This is a genomic window from Pectobacterium polaris (assembly GCF_002307355.1).
Lineage (GTDB): Bacteria > Pseudomonadota > Gammaproteobacteria > Enterobacterales > Enterobacteriaceae > Pectobacterium > Pectobacterium polare.
This window is the reverse complement of the sequence record NZ_CP017481.1, coordinates 3,251,861-3,271,993: the sequence shown is the minus strand read 5'-3', so window position 1 is coordinate 3,271,993 and position 20,133 is coordinate 3,251,861. Positions and strand designations below refer to the sequence as shown.

General features: G+C 50.7%; 20 protein-coding genes. 10 read left to right on the top strand and 10 right to left on the bottom strand.

The window, feature by feature from the left end:
- Positions 1-10: 10 nt before the first annotated feature.
- Positions 11-1,012 (bottom strand): zinc ABC transporter substrate-binding protein ZnuA, encoded by a 1,002-nt coding sequence (znuA, locus tag BJJ97_RS14680; RefSeq protein ID WP_095994411.1) that lies wholly within the window; start codon positions 1,010-1,012, stop codon positions 11-13.
- A gap of 76 nt (positions 1,013-1,088) precedes the next feature.
- Between znuA and znuC the strand changes: the two genes are divergently transcribed.
- Positions 1,089-1,847: a zinc ABC transporter ATP-binding protein ZnuC gene (gene znuC / locus BJJ97_RS14675; protein WP_010275871.1), complete on the top strand. Its 759-nt coding sequence runs from the start codon at positions 1,089-1,091 to the stop codon at positions 1,845-1,847.
- Positions 1,844-2,629 (top strand): zinc ABC transporter permease subunit ZnuB, encoded by a 786-nt coding sequence (gene znuB, locus BJJ97_RS14670; RefSeq protein WP_095994410.1) that lies wholly within the window; start codon positions 1,844-1,846, stop codon positions 2,627-2,629. Before znuC ends, znuB begins: the two co-directional genes overlap by 4 nt.
- Positions 2,630-2,716: 87 nt before the next feature.
- Here znuB and BJJ97_RS14665 read toward each other — a convergent pair whose 3' ends face one another.
- Positions 2,717-3,676, bottom strand: coding sequence for a LacI family DNA-binding transcriptional regulator (locus tag BJJ97_RS14665; RefSeq protein ID WP_095699304.1), 960 nt, complete (start codon positions 3,674-3,676; stop codon positions 2,717-2,719).
- A gap of 459 nt (positions 3,677-4,135) precedes the next feature.
- On the opposite strand from BJJ97_RS14665, the gene BJJ97_RS14660 reads away from it, so the two are divergent.
- The 3 genes from BJJ97_RS14660 to BJJ97_RS14650 all read left to right on the top strand — a co-directional run bounded on the left by BJJ97_RS14660 (position 4,136) and on the right by BJJ97_RS14650 (position 7,481).
- Positions 4,136-5,464 carry a PTS sugar transporter subunit IIC gene (locus BJJ97_RS14660; RefSeq protein WP_095994409.1) on the top strand — a complete coding sequence of 443 codons (1,329 nt, stop codon included), beginning with the start codon at positions 4,136-4,138 and terminating at the stop codon, positions 5,462-5,464.
- A 167-nt stretch (positions 5,465-5,631) separates the two neighbouring features.
- On the top strand, positions 5,632-5,937 hold the full coding sequence (locus tag BJJ97_RS14655; RefSeq protein WP_039481540.1) for a PTS lactose/cellobiose transporter subunit IIA: 306 nt from the start codon (positions 5,632-5,634) through the stop codon (positions 5,935-5,937).
- A gap of 164 nt (positions 5,938-6,101) precedes the next feature.
- Positions 6,102-7,481: a carbohydrate porin gene (locus tag BJJ97_RS14650; RefSeq protein ID WP_095995382.1), complete on the top strand. Its 1,380-nt coding sequence runs from the start codon at positions 6,102-6,104 to the stop codon at positions 7,479-7,481.
- Between the two features lie 76 nt (positions 7,482-7,557).
- Here BJJ97_RS14650 and ruvB read toward each other — a convergent pair whose 3' ends face one another.
- The 6 genes from ruvB to aspS form a co-directional block, all read right to left on the bottom strand.
- The gene (gene ruvB, locus BJJ97_RS14645; RefSeq protein ID WP_095701903.1) at positions 7,558-8,568 is read right to left on the bottom strand and encodes a Holliday junction branch migration DNA helicase RuvB; all 1,011 of its coding nucleotides are present in this window, start codon (positions 8,566-8,568) and stop codon (positions 7,558-7,560) included.
- 7 nt (positions 8,569-8,575) lie between these two features.
- Complete coding sequence (ruvA, locus tag BJJ97_RS14640; RefSeq protein WP_039480444.1) at positions 8,576-9,193, bottom strand: Holliday junction branch migration protein RuvA; 618 nt, start codon at positions 9,191-9,193, stop codon at positions 8,576-8,578.
- 91 nt (positions 9,194-9,284) lie between these two features.
- Positions 9,285-9,806: a crossover junction endodeoxyribonuclease RuvC gene (gene ruvC / locus BJJ97_RS14635; protein ID WP_010307920.1), complete on the bottom strand. Its 522-nt coding sequence runs from the start codon at positions 9,804-9,806 to the stop codon at positions 9,285-9,287.
- A 63-nt stretch (positions 9,807-9,869) separates the two neighbouring features.
- On the bottom strand, positions 9,870-10,613 hold the full coding sequence (locus BJJ97_RS14630) for a YebC/PmpR family DNA-binding transcriptional regulator (protein ID WP_039480440.1): 744 nt from the start codon (positions 10,611-10,613) through the stop codon (positions 9,870-9,872).
- Positions 10,614-10,636: 23 nt separating this feature from the next.
- Complete coding sequence (gene nudB / locus BJJ97_RS14625) at positions 10,637-11,080, bottom strand: dihydroneopterin triphosphate diphosphatase (protein WP_095994408.1); 444 nt, start codon at positions 11,078-11,080, stop codon at positions 10,637-10,639.
- 1 nt (position 11,081) lies between these two features.
- A complete protein-coding gene (gene aspS, locus BJJ97_RS14620) occupies positions 11,082-12,878 on the bottom strand; it encodes an aspartate--tRNA ligase (RefSeq protein ID WP_095994407.1) in 1,797 nt (598 codons plus the stop codon).
- A gap of 542 nt (positions 12,879-13,420) precedes the next feature.
- Between aspS and BJJ97_RS14615 the strand changes: the two genes are divergently transcribed.
- From BJJ97_RS14615 to cmoB, 5 genes are all read left to right on the top strand, one after another.
- Complete coding sequence (locus BJJ97_RS14615) at positions 13,421-14,638, top strand: EAL and HDOD domain-containing protein (protein WP_095994406.1); 1,218 nt, start codon at positions 13,421-13,423, stop codon at positions 14,636-14,638.
- A gap of 91 nt (positions 14,639-14,729) precedes the next feature.
- Positions 14,730-15,542: a DUF72 domain-containing protein gene (locus tag BJJ97_RS14610; protein ID WP_095699298.1), complete on the top strand. Its 813-nt coding sequence runs from the start codon at positions 14,730-14,732 to the stop codon at positions 15,540-15,542.
- 154 nt (positions 15,543-15,696) lie between these two features.
- Complete coding sequence (locus BJJ97_RS14605; RefSeq protein WP_011094055.1) at positions 15,697-16,092, top strand: MAPEG family protein; 396 nt, start codon at positions 15,697-15,699, stop codon at positions 16,090-16,092.
- Between the two features lie 281 nt (positions 16,093-16,373).
- Positions 16,374-17,117, top strand: coding sequence for a carboxy-S-adenosyl-L-methionine synthase CmoA (cmoA, locus tag BJJ97_RS14600; RefSeq protein WP_095994405.1), 744 nt, complete (start codon positions 16,374-16,376; stop codon positions 17,115-17,117).
- On the top strand, positions 17,114-18,097 hold the full coding sequence (gene cmoB, locus BJJ97_RS14595) for a tRNA 5-methoxyuridine(34)/uridine 5-oxyacetic acid(34) synthase CmoB (protein ID WP_039480427.1): 984 nt from the start codon (positions 17,114-17,116) through the stop codon (positions 18,095-18,097). Before cmoA ends, cmoB begins: the two co-directional genes overlap by 4 nt.
- 172 nt (positions 18,098-18,269) lie before the next feature.
- Here the strand turns inward: cmoB and cutC are convergent, their stop codons facing one another.
- Together cutC and BJJ97_RS14585 are read right to left on the bottom strand one after the other, a co-directional pair.
- Entirely contained in the window at positions 18,270-19,028 is a 759-nt protein-coding gene (gene cutC / locus BJJ97_RS14590) for a copper homeostasis protein CutC (RefSeq protein ID WP_095994404.1), read from the bottom strand.
- 282 nt (positions 19,029-19,310) lie between these two features.
- Complete coding sequence (locus tag BJJ97_RS14585; protein ID WP_095994403.1) at positions 19,311-19,859, bottom strand: VOC family protein; 549 nt, start codon at positions 19,857-19,859, stop codon at positions 19,311-19,313.
- Positions 19,860-20,133: the final 274 nt, after the last annotated feature.

The following is a 20,133-nucleotide window of genomic DNA, read 5'->3' as shown; positions in this document are numbered from 1 at the left end:
ATTCGTATCCTCATAATTTTTCCTCCAGACAGCTCACATACTGGTTCGATAGCTGCAACAAGAAATCGGCATAGCTATCTCTACCCAGTGCAATATTGCTTCCCAATGGGTCGAGTACACCCGAGCGCACGTCGGTTCCCTTGGCAACAGCATTAATAACGGCTGGCCTGAATTGTGGTTCAGCAAAAACGCATACGGCTTTGTGCTCAACCAACTGTGTTCGTATTTGATGTAAACGCTGTGCCCCGGGTTGGATTTCGGGGTTAACCGTGAAGTAACCCAAGGGGTTTAACCCATAGTGTTTCTCAAAATACCCATAGGCATCATGGAACACGAAATACCCTTTACCCTGCACAGGCGCTAGCATCTTAACAATTTTTTCATCTGCTTGCCCGATTTTATCCGTGAAATAAAGCAGATTCGCGTCTAGTTTGTCCTTATTCTGAGGCATAAGTTCCAATAATTTTGCATGAATGGCAATTGCCGCCTGTTTTGTCATCTCCGGCGACAGCCAAATGTGCATATTGTACTCACCATGGTGGTGGCCATCGTCGCCGTCATCATGGGCGGCATGGCTATGATCGTGCCCCTTTCCATGGTCATCATGCGCCTGTTCATGGTCATCCTCATGATCGTGTCCGGCCTCTTTTTCCAGCTCAGATTTAATCGCTGGCAGCGCGGAAAGCGCAATCTGCTTTTCAGGTGAGACTTTCGCTAACGGCTTTCCGAGAAAGGCTTCCATTTCCGGCCCCACCCAAATCACCAGTTCTGCGGACTGTAAACGCTGGACATCAGACGGGCGCAAGGCATAATCGTGGGGCGACGCGCCATCAGGTAACAAAACCTCAGTAGGCGTCACGCCATCGGCAATAGCCGACGCAATGAATCCCAAAGGACGAATTGACGTAATGACCGCTGCGGATGCCGCGCTGATTGACATCCCGCTTGCGAGTAGCGCGCTGGCAACAAACACACTTTTTAACCATTTTTTTTGCTGAATAGATTGCTGCATGAAAGTCGATCCCATCGATTTTTATGGTGTTGTTTGTTATATTATAACGTTACATGGGTTATGCAAACCAAATTCTATGTCCACATTGGTATCACTTAATAATATTTCAGTTACATTTGGCAGCCGCAAGGTTCTGTCAGATATCTCTCTTACCTTGCAGGCAGGTCGAATTCTGACGCTGCTCGGGCCGAATGGCGCAGGGAAATCGACGCTGGTGCGCGTGGTATTGGGTCTACTGTCCCCCACCTCCGGTTCGCTAGTCCGCGATCCTGCACTGCGTATCGGCTACGTTCCGCAGAAGCTGCATCTGGATACCACCCTGCCCTTGACCGTCAGCCGTTTTATGCAACTGCGCCCCGGCGTGAAAAAGCAGGATATTTTACCGGCACTTAAGCGGGTTCAGGCTGCGCATCTGCTGGAACAGCCGATGCAGAAACTTTCCGGTGGCGAAACCCAACGCGTGCTGTTGGCGCGTGCGTTGCTCAACCAGCCCCAACTGCTGGTATTGGATGAACCGACACAGGGTGTCGACGTCAATGGGCAACTGGCGCTGTACGATCTCATTAACCAATTACGGCAGGAATTTCACTGCGGCGTGCTGATGGTGTCGCACGATCTTCATTTGGTGATGGCGAAAACTGACGAAGTTCTTTGCCTCAATCAACATGTTTGCTGCTCCGGCACACCCGAGGTCGTTTCGCTTCATCCCGAATTTTTAGCAATGTTCGGGCACCGCGGCGCAGAGCAATTGGCGATTTACCGCCACCATCATAATCATCGTCACGATCTACAAGGACGTATCATTTTGAAGAGACAAGGTGGAAACGACGCATGATAGAACTGCTGTTTCCCGGTTGGCTGGCAGGAATTTTGCTGGCGATTGCGGCTGGCCCGCTCGGTTCGTTCGTCGTCTGGCGACGGATGTCTTACTTCGGCGACACGCTGGCGCACGCGTCTTTACTCGGCGTCGCCTTCGGCCTGCTGCTGAACATCAACCTGTTTGCTGCCGTTATTGCCGTGACGCTCATTCTGGCGTTGGGGCTTGTCTGGCTTGAGCGACGCCCCTATCTGGCTATCGATACGCTGCTCGGCATCATGGCACACAGCGCGCTGTCACTTGGATTGGTGGTCGTCAGCCTGATGAATAACGTGCGCGTGGACTTGATGGCTTATCTGTTTGGCGATTTGCTCTCTGTCACAACAGAGGATCTGTGGGTTATCGGCGCTGGTGTTATCGTTGTTGTGGCCATTATGTGCTGGCAATGGCGCGCACTACTTTCTATGACAATCAGCCCAGAACTGGCGCACGTCGATGGCGTGAAGCTACAACGCACCAAGCTGCTCTTGATGCTGACCACCGCATTAACGATTGGTATCGCCATGAAATTTGTTGGTGCGCTGATCATTACGTCACTGCTGATTATTCCCGCCGCCAGCGCCAGACGCTTCGCACGGACGCCGGAACAAATGGCGAGTATCGCGATTATTGTGGGAATGATTGCCGTAACGGGCGGTTTGGCCTTTTCAGCTGGCTACAATACGCCCGCTGGGCCGTCGGTGGTGCTGTGCGCATCGCTGCTGTTTATTATCAGCCTGATTAAGCGGCAACCTGCCTAGCCCGCGAGTAAAAAATCAAAAGGAAAAAGCCCTTCTGAATATACATCTCAGAAGGGCTTTATATTTTGAAGGCTGCACGAGCCGCGTTTATTGCCGGTTAGCCATATCTGGAATGATTAAATCACCCCGTAAGACATACGATCCCAGCACATCCTGTGTTTTCTCATTGAGCCAGGACACGATTCTGGCCGCTATCGCATCCATCGAATATTCAATGGCCGGTATCGCCGGAATGCCCGGAATATCGAGAGACCCCGCCAGGCTGAATACCATGATGTCTTTTGGCACGGATTTGTTAAACGCCTGAAGCTGAGTAATAACCCGTTTGGCTTCCAGCTCATCCGCCACCAGAAGCGCATTGAAATTCAGCGTCGTGCTGTTATTGAGCAACACTTGCAGCGCCACCGACGACGATGAAGATGCATCCATAAAGATCAGGTTGCGGTTGAACGGTAAGAAGTTATTCTCCAGCGCCCGCTTATACCCTAAAAGCACCTGCTCCGCTGAACTGCTGGCGGCGGGATTGATCAACGCAATTTGTCGTCTTCCTTGCCGAATCAGGTAATTACATGCGGTTTCTGTGGCAAAAGCGTGATCAAATTGCAGGCTGTTCGTGGTATCCGTTTCCATGCAATCGATCAGAATGATGTTCTTATCGGCCAGATTCAGCGGAAAACGCGCGCCGATGATTAAAATGTCATCACACAGGCCGCTGGTCAGCTCATCAAGCACGTTCATCACTTCAGCCCTGCTGCTGGCAAAGCGCAACAAGAGATGCTTTTGATGTCGGCTAAAGTGTTTTTCCAGCGCATAAAGATAGCCGGTCGTTTGATTGATGTTGTCCTGAGCGCAAATGACGCCAATACATCCGGTTGACTGACTCAGCAGAGACTGGGCGATGACGTTCGGCCGATATTTAAGCTCATCAACCGCTTTTAACACTGCAAGACGGCTAGCTTCCTTTACGCCGCGTGAACCACTCAACACCCGGGAGACTGTGGCTTTGGACACCCCAGCTAAACGCGATACATCGTTGATTGTAGACATCATTTGCCCCTGAAAAACGCTAAATCTGACTCAAAACCCTAAACACCAACCGCGCATTGCGTTGCTTCGCAGTATAACTGTTTCTATCCGGCATGGAAACCGATTATCCATTTAACATCCAATGCGTATTTCTGCCAATAAGATGTGATGTAAATCTAATTAATACCGCCAGAAATCATCACATCTTGACGGTCATCACACTTCTCTTTTCTTTGCATGGAAAACGGTTTCCATATGATATCCAATCATATTAGCAATAACTTTTTACATTGTGCGTGGCGGAAAATGCGGTCCGCAGCGGAAAAAATAGACTGGTCTAGGTGCACGTTTATAAAAGACTGCCACACTTAAAACCTTCGTTAAGCCTGTCGATACAGCAGGTTACGGTACAAAACGTGGTGATAACGCACTTGGTGACAATCTGTCGTCATCACGGCGACACATGAAAAAGGTGTTCACATGAGTTCCTTATATCAATCAATGATTGCCGCTATCGAACAATCGATTACCCCGCTTGCAGGGCGTTTGGGGCAGCAAAAATATGTGATCGCTATCCGCGATGGCTTTACCGCCGCGCTACCTTTTATGATCATCGGCTCATTTATGCTGGTGTTTATTTTTCCTCCGTTCTCCGCCGATACGACCGTCGGATTTGCCCGTACCTGGCTCGATTTTTCTATCACCTATCGCGCACAGCTGATGCTGCCTTTCGAGCTGAGTATGGGGCTAATGACCTTTTTCATCTCCGTCGGTGTGGGTGCCAGTCTGGGACGACAGCTTAATCTCGATTCCGTCATGTCCGGCCTGCTGGCGTTTATGGCTTTCCTGCTCGTCGCCGCGCCTTACGCCGATAACAAAATTTCCACCGAGTATCTGTCAGGGCAAGGGATCTTCACCGCCTTACTGACGTCTATCTATGCCACCCAAGTTTATGCGGCGCTGAAACAGCACAACATTACCATTCGCTTACCGAAAGAAGTGCCGACGGGGGTCGCTCGCTCGTTTGAAATCCTCATTCCCGTGTTGGTGATTGTCGCAACGCTGCACCCGCTCAATCTTTTCATTGAAGCGCAAACGGGCATGATCATTCCCGAAGCGATTATGCACCTGCTGGCACCGCTGGTTTCTGCCTCAGACTCGCTGCCTGCCATTCTTCTGTCCGTGCTGCTATGCCAGCTTTTCTGGTTTTCAGGGATCCACGGTTCACTGATTGTCACGGGCATCATGAATCCATTCTGGATGACCAATCTGGCCGTGAATCAGGCCGCGCTGGCAGCCGGTGAAGTCTTACCACATATCTATTTACAGGGCTTTTGGGATCACTATCTGTTGATTGGCGGCGTCGGTTCGACGCTACCGCTGGCATTTCTGCTGTTACGCAGCAAGGTCACGCACTTGCGCACCATCGGTAGAATGGGCGTCGTACCTAGCTTCTTTAACATCAACGAGCCGATCATGTTCGGTGCCCCCATCATCATGAACCCGATGTTGTTCCTCCCCTTTGTCTTCGTACCGATGGTTAACGCCGTGCTGGCTTACACCGCAACCAAGATGGGATGGCTGGCGCAGGTGGTGTCGTTAACGCCGTGGACAACCCCCGCCCCCATTGGCGCATCGTGGGCCGCAAACTGGAGTTTCAGTCCGCTAATCATGTGTTTGCTGTGTATGGTGTTTTCCGCGCTGATGTATTTGCCGTTCCTACGGGCCTACGAACGTACATTAATGAAAACCGAGGAACAAAAAATACAGGGCGATCTGTCACTGACAAAAACGGTGAACAGTAATTAATGGGATTAATAAAAAACAGCGATAGATATTAAATAGAAGAAAGGAAATAAAGCGTTCAGGGTCGGGATATTTTTATTATTCGCATTCACCGACCTAGACGACATTCAAGAACGTGGCATAGAAAATACGTGCTGCGAATATTCGTTCACATAAAAATAGGTCATATGATGATTACATTAGAAGATGCAGTAATGGAAATTATCGTCAATGCTGGACAATCGCGCAGCCTGTGTTTTGAGGCGCTACACGCCGCGCGTAAAGGCCACATCGATGAAGCCAAAAATCTGTTGAAGGAAGCCGATGGCTACGCGCGTAAAGCCCACCATATGCAGACCCAACTGATTGAACAGGATGCGGGAGAAGCCAGACAGCCGATGACATTAATTATGGTGCACGCCCAAGACCATTTAATGACATCACTACTCGCTCGCGAATTATCAGAAGAAATTATTCATCTTTACCAGAGGCAATAGTTCATTTTAATACCCTTATAGGGAGGGTCGATTACGTCAGTTATTTAATTAACTTGTACCCGTAAAAAATAACAATCACCTTGTTCTGAGCGCCGTGCCATTATTCACGTCAATCAGAGCGGGATGGTTATTGTCTGAAAATAACTTACCGAATTGAGATGATGATGAAAAATTCCAAAAAACTGCCCGTTACACTGGCGGTACTGGCTGCCCTTTGCTCCGGTTCCGCATTCGCACAAGAAACGATTACTCCAGAGCAATTAGATCGTATCGTTGCTCAGGCAGTGGAAAAAGCGCTGGCGGAGCGTCAGGAAAAATTAGACGCGATTGCCAGTAAACAGATCGACCCGCTGACCACGCCGGACGCTCCCAAGACACCTGACATGGCGATACCTTATGGTATCAATTTCACCGGCTATGCGCGTTATGGGGCGCAATTCCAGAGTGGTGACCAGAAATATGTTGCGGTTGATGGCTCCTATAACGGTGCCTCAGCGCTGGGCCGTTTGGGCAACGAAGGTAATGGCGGTGAATTCCAGCTTTCCAAGGCTTTCAAAAGTGACAATGGCGCAATCTGGGATGTCGTCGTGATGATCGACCACTGGGGCGACGAAGTTAACCTGAAAAAAGCCTATGCGGGCGTCACCAACCTGTTTGCTTCTCAGCCAAACGCCTATCTCTGGGCCGGACGTGATTTCCACCAGCGCCCACAGCAAGGGATTAACGACTACTTCTGGATGAACCACGATGGTCAGGGCGCGGGGATAAAGAACTTTGATATCGGCGGTATTCAATTCGATGTCGCGACCGTCGCGGCCGTGGAATCTTGTAACCCCGAAGTGATCACGAATAATGCGAACCCCTCGCGCATCAGCTGTACAGGCAGCTCCGGCACGGGCGATAAAGGCAATTATGCACTGACGTCCAAAGTGCATGGCATCAAGTTAGGGCCGTTGGATCTTGCGCTGTACGCGAACTACGGTTTTGACTCGAAAGCAGTGGATAACGATGCACGCCTGAAAGCCTGGCAAGGCGGCGCGGTCCTGAGCCACACGGGGAAAAATAGCCTCAATCAGTTTATCACTCGCTATTCGAACAATGCGGATAACAGCGTTTACAACAAAACGGACAACCTGAAAACCTTCTATGCCAGCTTTGAAGGTAAATACAAATTCACGCCGCAAACACAGGTCGAATATCTGCTGGCCTACCACGACTACTCGAATGATTCAGCCAGTCAGGACGATCGTCGTAACTACAATGCCATCGTTCGCCCGATGTATTTCTGGAATGATGTACATTCCACCTGGCTTGAAGCGGGCTATCAACATGTAGATTACGGTCAGGGAGGTGATAACAAAGGGTGGAAACTGACGCTTTCCCAGAATGTCTCGATCGCCATGGGGCCGGAGTTCAGACCGATGCTGCGCTTCTATGTCACCGGCGGGGAAGTGGATAACAAACACACCGCACGGACAACGACTGGCGTCAACACGCAGCTCGATTCGTTCAACGTTGGGGCAATGTGGGAAGCCTGGTTCTAATCACATAAGCTCAGGGAGACCGCGTGGTCTCCCTGAATGTGGAAATGATTTCTTAGGCAATACGCTTCTTCGTACGTTAACCCAGGTCTTCACGCGTTAAGCCAAAATGACGATAGGCATGCTGTGTCGCCATTCGACCGCGTGGCGTACGCTGAATGAACCCTTGCTGAATCAGAAACGGTTCCAGCACGTCTTCAATGGTTTCGCGCTCTTCGCCAATAGCGGCTGCTAAATTGTCCAGCCCGACGGGGCCGCCCATGAATTTATCGATGATCGCCAACAGCAGCTTACGGTCCATGTAGTCAAAACCTTCGGTATCCACCGCCAGCATATCCAGCGCCTGTGTTGCCACGTCACCGGTAATCGCCCCTTCCGATTTAACCTCGGAGAAATCGCGCACCCGCCGTAATAATCGGTTGGCAATACGCGGCGTACCCCGCGCGCGCCGCGCTACTTCAAGCGCGCCCTCGGATGTCAGATCCAGCCCTAAACACTGTGCGCTGCGGCTGACGATATACTGCAAATCCTCAACTTTATAAAACTCCAGACGCTGCACAATGCCGAAACGATCGCGCAGCGGCGAGGTTAACGAGCCTGCACGCGTCGTTGCGCCAATCAGCGTGAAAGGCGGCAAATCGAGTTTGATCGAACGGGCAGCAGGCCCTTCGCCGATCATGATATCCAACTGATAGTCTTCCATCGCCGGGTACAGCACTTCTTCCACAACGGGTGACAGGCGATGAATTTCATCGATGAACAGTACGTCATGCGGTTCAAGGTTGGTCAGCAGCGCGGCGAGATCGCCTGCCTTTTCCAGCACCGGGCCTGACGTCGTGCGCATATTCACGCCCATCTCGTTAGCAACGATGTTCGCCAGCGTCGTTTTACCCAGACCAGGAGGACCAAAAATTAACAGATGGTCCAGCGCATCCCCGCGCTTGCGGGCCGCCTGAATGAAAATTTCCATCTGCTCACGCACCTGTGGCTGCCCCACATACTCGGTGAGGAATTTAGGGCGGATCGCACGGTCAATAAATTCTTCTTCGGGAACGGCGTCAGCGGAAATCAAACGATCGGCTTCTATCATGAATACCTCACAGCGCCGCGCGCAGTGCATCCCTGATCAGGGTTTCACAGTCAGCATCAGGACGCGCAATCTTGGAGATCATGCGGCTAGCTTCCTGTGGTTTATAGCCCAGCGCAACCAGTGCAGCGGCGGCTTCCGCCTCGGGTTCGCCAACACGGCTGTCTGCGGTAGCAGGCGATGCCAGCGGAATATCACTGACCGGATTAAACAGATCGCCACTCAAGCCTTTGAAGCGATCTTTCATTTCAACAACCAATCTTTCCGCCGTTTTCTTACCGACGCCCGGCAGTTTAATCAATGTGCCGATTTCTTCGCGTTCAACTGCGCTGACAAACTGCGTCGCAGACATCCCGGAGAGAATCGCCAGCGCCAGCTTCGGCCCGACACCATTCACTTTGATCAGCTCACGGAACAGCGCCCTCTCCTGCTTATCATTAAAACCGAACAGCAGCTGTGCGTCTTCGCGGACAACAAACTGGGTAAAGATGATCGCTTCCTGATTGAGTTCAGGCAGTTCGTAAAAGCACGTCATCGGCATATGGACTTCGTAACCCACGCCGTTAGCTTCTATCAGCACCTGCGGCGGCTGTTTTTCCAGAATAATGCCTCTGAGACGACCTATCACGTTGCGCTTCCTTTTACGTAGGGAAAGAATGGCTTGAAGTATGACGAGTATATAACATAAAAAAGGCTGGATGAATATCCAGCCTCCTGTTTCAGCGCAGTCTTCCTGCCAGTGGGTTCACTTTCGCCGCTGCGGTGCGCAGCAGGCTTTGGCTAAAGTGGCAGTGAGTAATGGCAATCGCCAGCGCGTCGGCGGCATCCGCCTGCGGGCTGGCCGACAGTTTCAGCAGTGAGCGAACCATATGCTGCACCTGTTTTTTATCCGCTGCGCCCGTTCCTACCACCGTTTGCTTAACCAACCGCGCCGCATATTCAAACACGGGCAGATCCTGATTCACACCCGCGACGATAGCCACACCGCGTGCCTGTCCCAGCTTCAAGGCTGAATCCGGGTTTTTCGCCATGAAAACCTGCTCAATCGCCATACAGTCTGGACGAAATTGCGTAATGATTTCACTGACACCGGCGTAAATCAGCTTAAGCCGCGTGGGCATGTCATCCACCACGGTACGGATACAGCCGCTGCCGAGATACGTCAGATGACGACCCTGCTGACGGATAATGCCATAACCCGTCACGCGCGAACCGGGGTCAATGCCGACTATTATTGTCATAGTGCCGCTCCGCCGATTCGCCCGTGTGGATAGCTGTTGCTACGTTGCATTACCAACCTGCCATTACAGCAGTTCAGCTATCTCATCGGAGATCTCACCGTTATGGTAAACCTCCTGCACATCGTCGCAGTCTTCCAGCATGTCGATCAGACGCATCAGCTTCGGTGCGGTTTCTGCATCCATATCCGCTTTGGTAGACGGAATCATAGAGACTTCAGCCGATTCCGCTTTCAGGCCAGCCGCATCTAATGCGTCCTTCACATCACCGAACGTTTCCCACGGCGTGAAGACATCGATCGCACCGTCGTCGTACGTCACGACATCATCGGCACCAGCTTCCAGCGCTGCATCCATTATCGCATCTTCATCCAGACCCGGTGCGTAAGAAATGACGCCTTTCTTGGTGAAGAGGTACGAAACGGAGCCATCGGTACCCAGATTGCCGCCAGTTTTCGTAAACGCGTGACGCACTTCGGAAACGGTACGGTTACGGTTGTCACTCAGGCATTCCACCATGACGGCCGTGCCGCCTGGGCCGTAGCCTTCATAAATGATGGTTTCCATGTTGGCATCATCGTCACCGCCGACGCCACGGGCAATCGCGCGGTTCAACGTATCGCGCGTCATGTTGTTGGACAGTGCTTTATCGATCGCGGCACGCAGACGTGGGTTAGAACCCGGATCGCCACCGCCCAGACGGGCTGCGGTAACCAGTTCGCGGATAATCTTGGTAAAAATTTTACCGCGTTTGGCGTCCTGTGCTGCTTTACGATGCTTTGTGTTAGCCCACTTACTATGACCTGCCATAAAAATCTCCGAAAAAAGCCTGTTCAGGCCGGATAAATAACAAATTCCTCAATCGCCTGCCGGTTGCTCCAGGACTTGGTCAACTGCGCCGCGTGGGGCACATCCAGCCACTGGTAAGCAAGATGCTCGGATAATTGCACCTCGCGCTCAGCAGGTAACGCCAGACAAAACCAGTGTTCGGTATTGTGCGTAACCCCCGGCGCATAGCGACGTCTCAAATGAGCAAATAGCTCAAACTCAATACAGCGCTGACAGTCAAAGAGTGATAACGCTTCCGCGGATATATCGATGTTAACTTCTTCTTTGACTTCACGCTGTGCGGCATACGGCGCGCTTTCCCCTTCTTCTATGCTGCCAGTTACTGACTGCCAGAATTCAGGATCGTCGCGCCGTTGCAACATCAGCACCCGCCTGGTGTCACGGGCATAGATCACCACCAGTACCGAAACGGGTCGCTTATATACCATCTTATTCGTTCTCGGATTTTCCATCCTGAGCCGCTTTCCCTTTCACGACAACCGCAATGGCAAGCTCTTCCAGCGAAGCCGAGTTGGCGAAACTTGGCGCTTCCGTCATCAGACACGCTGCTGCCGTCGTTTTCGGGAAGGCGATAACGTCACGAATGTTATCAGTGCCCGTCAGCAACATCACCAGACGGTCAAGGCCAAACGCCAGACCCGCGTGCGGCGGCGTACCATATTTCAGTGCGTCGAGCAGGAAGCCAAATTTCTCACGCTGCTCTTGTTCAGTAATACCCAGAATGCTGAACACGGTTTGCTGCATCTCACCACGGTGAATACGCACGGAACCGCCGCCCACTTCATAACCGTTAATGACCATGTCATAGGCATTGGCGATCGCCGAAACCGGGTTCGCAGCCAGTTCAGCAGGCAGCATGTCACGCGGTGCGGTAAACGGATGGTGCATCGCAGCAAGACCGCCGTCGCCATCTTCTTCAAACATCGGGAAATCGACAACCCACAGCGGTTCCCAGCTATTGTCTTTTGTCAGGCTCAGATCGCGACCCAGCTTGAGACGCAGCGCGCCCAGCGCATCGGTCACCACTTTCGCGCTGTCCGCACCAAAGAACAGGATGTCGCCATCTTGTGCCGCAGTACGATCCAACACGGCAGACAGAATGTCTTCGCTCAGGAATTTTGCTACCGGGCTTTGAACGCCTTCCAGACCCTTGGCACGCTCATTGACCTTGATGTAAGCCAGCCCTTTCGCGCCATAGATTTCAATAAACTTGCCGTATTCATCAATCTGCTTACGGCTCAGCTGTGCGCCGCCCGGTACACGGATAGCGGCAACGCGGCCTTTGGCATCGTTTGCCGGGCCGGAGAAGACTTTGAACTCAATGTCTTTCACCAGATCGGCAACGTCGACCAGTTCCAGCGGGTTACGCAAATCTGGCTTGTCGGAACCGAAACGGCGCATGGCTTCTGCGAACGTCATGATCGGGAAATCGCCCAGATCGACGCCTTTCACGTCCTGCCACAGTTCACGCACCAGTTTCTCCATCACTTCACGCACCTGTGGTGCGGTCATGAAAGAGGTTTCCACATCGATCTGGGTAAATTCTGGCTGTCTGTCGGCACGCAGGTCTTCGTCACGGAAGCATTTGACGATCTGATAGTAGCGGTCAAAGCCGGACATCATCAGCAGCTGTTTGAACAGCTGTGGGGACTGCGGCAGCGCATAAAATTTGCCTTTATGTACGCGGCTCGGCACCAGATAGTCACGCGCGCCTTCCGGCGTTGCTTTCGTCAACATCGGGGTTTCGATGTCCAGGAAGCCGTGGTCGTCCATAAAACGACGCACAAAACTGGTGATGCGGGCACGCGTTTTCAGGCGCTGCGCCATTTCAGGACGGCGCAAATCCAGATAGCGGAATTTGAGACGCGCTTCTTCGGTATTGGTTTGGTTGGAGTCCAACGGCAGCGCTTCAGAACGGTTAATGATCGTCAGTGCGTTGGCAAAAATCTCGACTTCACCCGTCGCCATATCTTTGTTGATTTGGCTTTCTGGACGGGCGCGTACGACACCGGTAAGTTGGATGCAGAACTCGTTACGCAACTCGGATGCCAGTTTAAATGCGTCCTGACGGTCTGGGTCAAAGAACACCTGAACCAGCCCTTCGCGGTCACGCATATCAATAAAAATCAAACCACCCAGATCGCGGCGGCGGTTAACCCAACCGCACAATGTCACTTCCTGGCCCACATGGGACGAATTCAACTGCCCGCAATAATTAGTACGCATCACGATGTCCTTTTACTCATCCGCCAGCTCACACGTTCTCACGGTAGATTACTTTTCACGGTAGATCACAGTGCAAAAACAGTGGCATTTTCGCTGCACGGCATGGTTTTTCTGGGTTACTGTCTGATGAAAAAAGGCGGCTATTATAAAGGATATTCGCCCGAACGATAAGCATGAAGGTAACGCTCTGCGACGCCACCGCCTACTCTTTTTACGAAATTTCCTTTCTGGTTAACAGAATGTTCACGAATAGAGATGGAGTTGTTGCAAAATTGAACGGCAGGGGAAACCCAAGTCAGCAGAATACGGTGACCCGAAAACCGTCAGAAAGGCAGCGTCTCAGCAGGCCAATTTTCTGAAATGTCATCGCCCAAAGGCATAGGGCATGCCAACGCGCACAGCGTGAGGATTTGAGGAAACCGATCTTCCCTTTTAATAAAATCTGCTAAAATTACCAAGTAACTGCTTATTTTTATAAAAATTTTAATAAAAAACGCTTTTCCATTATTGGCTAATGCGTATGGTTTACATGGAGAACAAGTATGTATTCATTTGTTGCCCGTCAACCCATTTTAAATCAACACCTCCAAACCGTTGCCTACGAGCTACTTTTTCGCATGGACATCACCAATAGATTTCCTGACGTGAGTCCTGAATTTGCAACCGCACAGCTTATTTCCGATCAGTTCTTAACCAATCCGTTGACGAAATCTGTGGTTGAACAGCCTTACTACATTAATTTCCCCCATCAGATGTTGATCAATGGCCAGGCTGAGGTATTGCCACAGGAAAAGGTCGTTATTGAGATCCTTGAAAATTCGATTCCCAATAATGATCTCTTTGCTGCCGTAAAAAAGCTAAAAAGAAAGGGCTTCAAAATTGCACTTGATGATTTTTCGATGGATTCAGAATGGGATCGGTTTTTGCCTTACGTTGATATCATCAAATTCGATTTAACTCTGTCGACCTTTGATGATATTGAAAATTTCATCAAAAGAACCACGCAGCGCAAGCTAATCTATCTGGCAGAGAAAGTAGAGACACATGAGCAGTACCTGAAAAGTAAGAAACTGGGCATCTCACTGTTTCAGGGCTATTTTTTCAGTCGTCCTGAAATGATCAAATCCAAAAAATTGGTCAATAACTCCAGCAATACCATCAGGCTGCTGAGAGAGGTCAATAAACCTGAGCTCAACTATGCCACGATCGAAGAATTGGTCTGTGCCGATCTGTCGCTTTATTATAAATTGATGCGCTACATCACCAATATCAAATACAACACCCGCTTTGGTATCACGGCAACCACCATGTCTTTCCGCGCGATGGCGATGCTGCTTGGACAACGCGAGCTTAAACGTTTTGTGTCATTAATTAGCATAACCAACAGTAATGAAAATAAACCCAGCGAGCTTTATCGCACGAGTTTAATTCGCGCCAGATTCTTCGAGTTGTTGCATGCATCTTTCAATGTGAAGGACGATACCACCGAGGCGTTTCTCTGCGGATTATTATCGCTGCTTGATGCCGTATTAGATTCACCCATGCCGCTATTGCTCTCACAAATCGCCCTATCGGAAAAAATTAACCAGAGCTTATTAGAAAATACCGGCGAGCTTGCTATTTATCTGACGTTAATCGCGAAATATGAACAGCAAGAATGGGAAGAACTTGAACAACTGTTAACCCAGTTGGGTGTCGATGAGGAAAACTTCTTTAGCATGATCATGGAGGCCACACAGTGGGCGGACGAGATTTTATAAACGATATCTCTCGGTTCGCTCGCGCTGCCCCGACAATTACGCGATAATCGTCGGCATTCTGCTTGAGATTCAATGACGTTATGGTGCGATGATGTATATCGGATTACCACAATGGCAGCATCCTGCCTGGAGTCGGTTGGGCTTAAACGACCTTGCCGACTACAGCCGCTATTTTACCTGTGTTGAAGGTAATACGACCTTTTATGCGTTACCTTCACGCGAGGTTGTCGGACGTTGGCGTGATATGACGCATGATGACTTTCGCTTTTGTTTCAAGTTTCCCTCAGCGATCAGCCATAAAGCTGCCTTGCAGAACTGTGATAGTGATGTAAGCCTTTTTTATCAATGCCTTGAACCGATTGAACACCGTATCGGACAATTATGGCTGCAACTCCCAGCGACTTTCAGCCCTGCGCAGTTGCCCGTTTTGTGGCGCTTTCTTGATGCCTTACCGCAAGGATTTAGCTACGGTGTGGAAGTCCGTCACCCGCTGTTTTTTGCCAAAGGCGATGAAGAGCGTGCGCTGAATCAGGGGCTACAGCAGCGCAGAATTAACCGTGTGATTCTCGATAGCCGTCCGGTTCACCACGCCGCACCAGATAGCGCAGCCATGCGTGAAGCCCAACGGAAGAAGCCTCGCGTGCCGGTACACGCCGTGCTGACTGCCACGCAACCGCTGATTCGCTTTATCGGCAGTGAAAAGCAGGAAGAAAATCTTCGCTGGTTCGAGTCATGGCGTAACAAGCTGCCACAGTGGCGTGAGGCAAATCCCTTCTTCTTTATCCATACACCCGATATCGGTGATGCTCCACCGCTGGCACAACAACTTTGGCCATTACTCGCCGAGATCGACCCGACCCTGCCACCCCAGCCGGATTGGCCACAGCAGGCGACACTCTTTTGAACCGCCCAATACCGCATGTGTTAGTTCATTTAGTTATAAACAATTTCGTAACGTAATCCATTTCCGCTAAAAAAATCAGCCTTTACAGGCGACAGTTGCGTTAGGTAAAGCTATTATTCTGCAAGCCGTTTTCGGTTAGGTTACGGAGTAAAAAATGGTAAGTGCGCTCTATATCGTGCTTGGCGCAATCTTGTTGATAAAGCTGTCTATTGATGTTGTAAAACTCAGAATGCAGTATCGCGTGGCGTATGGCGACGGCGGATTTTATGAATTGCAAACGGCGATCCGAGTACATGGCAACGCGGTGGAATATATTCCGATTGCGGCGATTCTGCTGGTGCTGATGGAAATGAACGGCGCCCTTATCATCATGATCCACTTCTGCGGTATTTTATTGATTACTGGGCGTTTAGCGCACTATTACGGCCTTCGGCATCGCGAATTCCGCTGGCGGCGTTCCGGTATGTCGGCAACCTACGCCTCACTCATCCTGATGATTGCAGCAAACCTCTACTACCTCCCCTGGGATCTGGTTTTCACGCTGTATTGATGGCGTGAAACAAGAACGACACCTGTTCCTCCCGGACGCACGAACATTTATGCGCCCGGGAATCAAAAAGCTTGTCCACACCCTATGGAAGGTGAAGACCATATACCCTAAATAATTCGAGTTTCAGGCAGGCGGCAAGCGAGGGAGTCCCGATGAGCTTACTCAAGTAAGTGATTCGGGTGACTGAACGTAGCCAACGCACATGCAACTTGAAGTATGACGGGTATGGCGTATTCTGCTAGAATACGCGCTTCTTTATTACTCTCAGTGCACTTTCCGCCATGCCAAACCGCGATATGCTTTTCTCTGTGCCAATTGCCAATTTAGGCGACTGGACATTCGACGAACGCGTTGCCGACGTCTTCCCCGATATGATCCAACGCTCCGTTCCCGGCTATTCCAACATCATCTCGATGATTGGCATGCTGGCAGAACGCTTCGTCCGCCCGGATAGCCATGTTTACGATCTAGGATGCTCGCTGGGTGCGGCTACGTTGTCTATGCGACGTAATATCGCTGTACCGGGCTGCAAAATTATCGCGGTAGATAATTCTCCGGCAATGGTGAAGCGCTGCCGCAGCCACATTGACGCTTTCCGTTCCGATACGCCTGTCGACATTATAGAAGCCGATATCCTGAATATTGATATCGAAAATGCGTCTATGGTGGTTCTGAACTTTACCCTTCAGTTTCTGGAACCTTCTCAGCGTCAGGTGCTCATCGAGCGTATTTATCAGGGATTGAATCCCGGCGGCGTGCTCGTGCTCTCAGAGAAATTCAATTTTGCGGACAAAGACGTCGGCGAATTGCTGTTCAACATGCATCTCGATTTCAAGCGGGCAAATGGCTACAGCGAGTTAGAAATCAGTCAGAAACGCAGCATGCTGGAAAACGTCATGCTGACCGACTCGGTAGACACCCATAAAGCTCGACTGGCAGATGCCGGTTTTGAGCACAGCGAGATTTGGTTTCAGTGTTTTAATTTTGGTTCGTTATTAGCCGTGAAAGCAGAGGAAAAGGCGTGATCGATTTCGGCAATTTTTATCAACAAATCGCAAAAGGCCCACTCAGCCACTGGCTTAACACGCTACCTTCACAGCTCAGTAGTTGGCAGCAGGAATCGTTGCACGGTAAGTTCAAACTCTGGTTTAACTCGCTGGAACACCTTCCATCGCTGACGCCAACCTCTCTGGATTTGAACGACAGCGTCACGGCGCGCATGGAACCCGATATTTCCATCGGCCAGCGTGAAGGCATCGAAAAGTTGCTGCGTAACCTGATGCCCTGGCGTAAAGGCCCCTTTTCGCTTTACGGCGTAGATATCAACACGGAATGGCGTTCTGACTGGAAATGGCAGCGCGTTCTGCCGCATATCAGCCCGCTGAAGAATCGCCTAATTCTGGATGTAGGCTGCGGCAGCGGCTATCACCTGTGGCGGATGGTTGGCGAAGGCGCCACGATGGCAGTTGGCATCGATCCTATGCAGCTGTTCTTATGCCAGTTCGAAGCTGTGCGTAAGCTGCTCGGCGACGATCAGCGTGCGCACGTTCTGCCGCTCGGTATTGAGCAACTCCCCGAACTTGCTGCGTTTGACACCGTGTTTTCTATGGGCGTGCTGTACCACCGCCGTTCCCCGCTTGATCACCTGTGGCAATTGAAGAATCAGCTGGTGGCGGGTGGCGAACTGGTGCTGGAAACGCTGGTTATTGAAGGCGATGAAAATCAGGTGCTGGTACCGGGAGAACGCTACGCGCAAATGCGCAATGTGTATTTCATCCCTTCCGCCGCAGCCTTGACGAAATGGCTTGAGAAATGCGGCTTTGTTGATGTCCGCGTCGTGGATATCTGCACCACGACAACGCAGGAGCAACGCAGAACCGACTGGATGATCACGGAATCACTGGCTGAATTCCTCGATCCTGAAGATCCGACGAAAACGGTGGAAGGTTACCCTGCACCAGTACGGGCCGTTCTGGTTGCCCGTAAACCTGGGATCTACCAGTAAGCCTCATTCGTTCTAAATTACTGCGCTTGACAAAAAAAGCCCCAGCAACACGCTGGGGCTTGGTACTTGCCATGCACACCTGATGGTATGCGGCGCGGCAAAATTGAAGAATGACGGTGTGGTGTTTAGAACAACGCTGTCTCTCTACCCCTACACCGTGAAATCCCTTACGTTATGACACGTACTGCATTTCACGGTCCGGGCTGACGGCCCGTTTCATGGCTTCCACCACATCACCATCCACGCAATACTGGCTGAACTCATCTAATTCCGTATCAGAACACATCGACACGCCGATTTTACGATAGCGCATCGGAGACGGTGTCCACTGGCCTGCCGAACTGTGCAGTTCTCGGATACCGGCCTGCTGAAATTTATGCACGTTAGTCAGCCGCACACCGGAACCCGCCATAATAATTGGACCGCGACTGGCCTGTGTTAGTTCACGTAATAACCGGAGCCCATTTTCCGCTGTCTGCTGCTGCCCAGAGGTCAATATACGCGATACGCCAAGTTCAGTGAGCTGTTCCAGCGCAATATACGGGTTCAGACACATATCGAACGCGCGATGAAAAGTCACCGCCATCCCTTGAGCCGCCGCCATAATTTCGCGCATTTTGGGCAAATCGATGTGCCCTTCCTCATTGAGTGCGCCAACAACAACGCCGGGAAAACCCATCTCACGAATCTGCTCAATGTCGTATTTGATGGCAGCAAATTCCGTCTCGCTGTAGCAAAAATCGCCCCCTCGCGGGCGCACAATCGGGTGAACAGGAATCGCGACCTTTTCGCGCGCGCCACGCAGCGCACCATAGGATGGCGTTAACCCGCCTTCTCGCTGTCCTGCACAGAGTTCAATCCTGTCAGCCCCAGACTGCGCTGCTGTTATCGCACAATCAACGCTATAACAGCATACTTCCAGTTTCGTCATCGCTGCTCCTCCATGTAAACTCCCAGACCACTTTTCTTAATTATCGAAAAATCGACGAATCATCACGCCGATTAAAGTAATAACTATGGCATTCGCATTCATATCGTGAGGAGACAGGAGTCACAATGAACGCGATACATTGCCGAAATAAACATGACATAAACCACAATTTTATTAATCTTTTCCACAGCAAAAGAAATTGGCATGAATAAAGCGACACGCCACGCTACCTTCCAGCCAATGTTATCTTTCTGATTACTTTAGGTACTGCTATTCGCTATTTCATAGTGATGACATTTCGCTTGCGACAACATCGCGTATATCAAATGGATGAAATTTTATTGTCACTTTCCCGTTGGTTACCGCCAGCGTCGGATTAGGGATTCGTTCTTTTTCACCTTGCGGAGAACTGAATTTAAGCTTGATGCCCGGCGTACGCAGTGCGTCATCAGACAAGCAGGCCAGCGCACGCTGATGCAGCGTTTCCGCGTCACCAGGTAACACCAGCTCCACATGCTCCCATCCTTCATGCGGGTAATGCTTTTTCCCCGGCCACGGTAGCTCGATACAGGTAATCTGCCAGGGGCCGACCGCGATGGCATTATCCAGAATAAACAAGCAGATTGTGCGGCCATTGATTTGGTTTTCAGACAGCAGGCTGCCGACCTGTAGCAGCGCCGCTTTCCATGATTCAGCCGTCGCATTCTGATGGCAGCGCAACGAGATATGATCAGCATGAAATGCGCCTAAATCCAGTTGAAGCACATCGGCCAATTCCTGTAGCGTTTGCTCAAAACGCGCTAAATCCGTTATCAAATCATCGGGTAACATATCGGGTAAAACTCCTGCGGCATCTCATATTGTCAATCACCATTTACGCAGTGAGAATATCACACCCATAACACATTCTAATTAAATTCTATTTTCTCCAGGTACATTTATTTACACCTTCATTACGTGGAACGCATTAAATGCAAAGAAAAGGTAATGATGCCGTTTGATTAATAAGCGGAAATGTTTTTTACCTGGTGTAATCTGCGATACTTCTCGCAATCTATTCTGGGAGGAATCTTAAATAATAACCGTCCCATTGAACGCCGAAAAG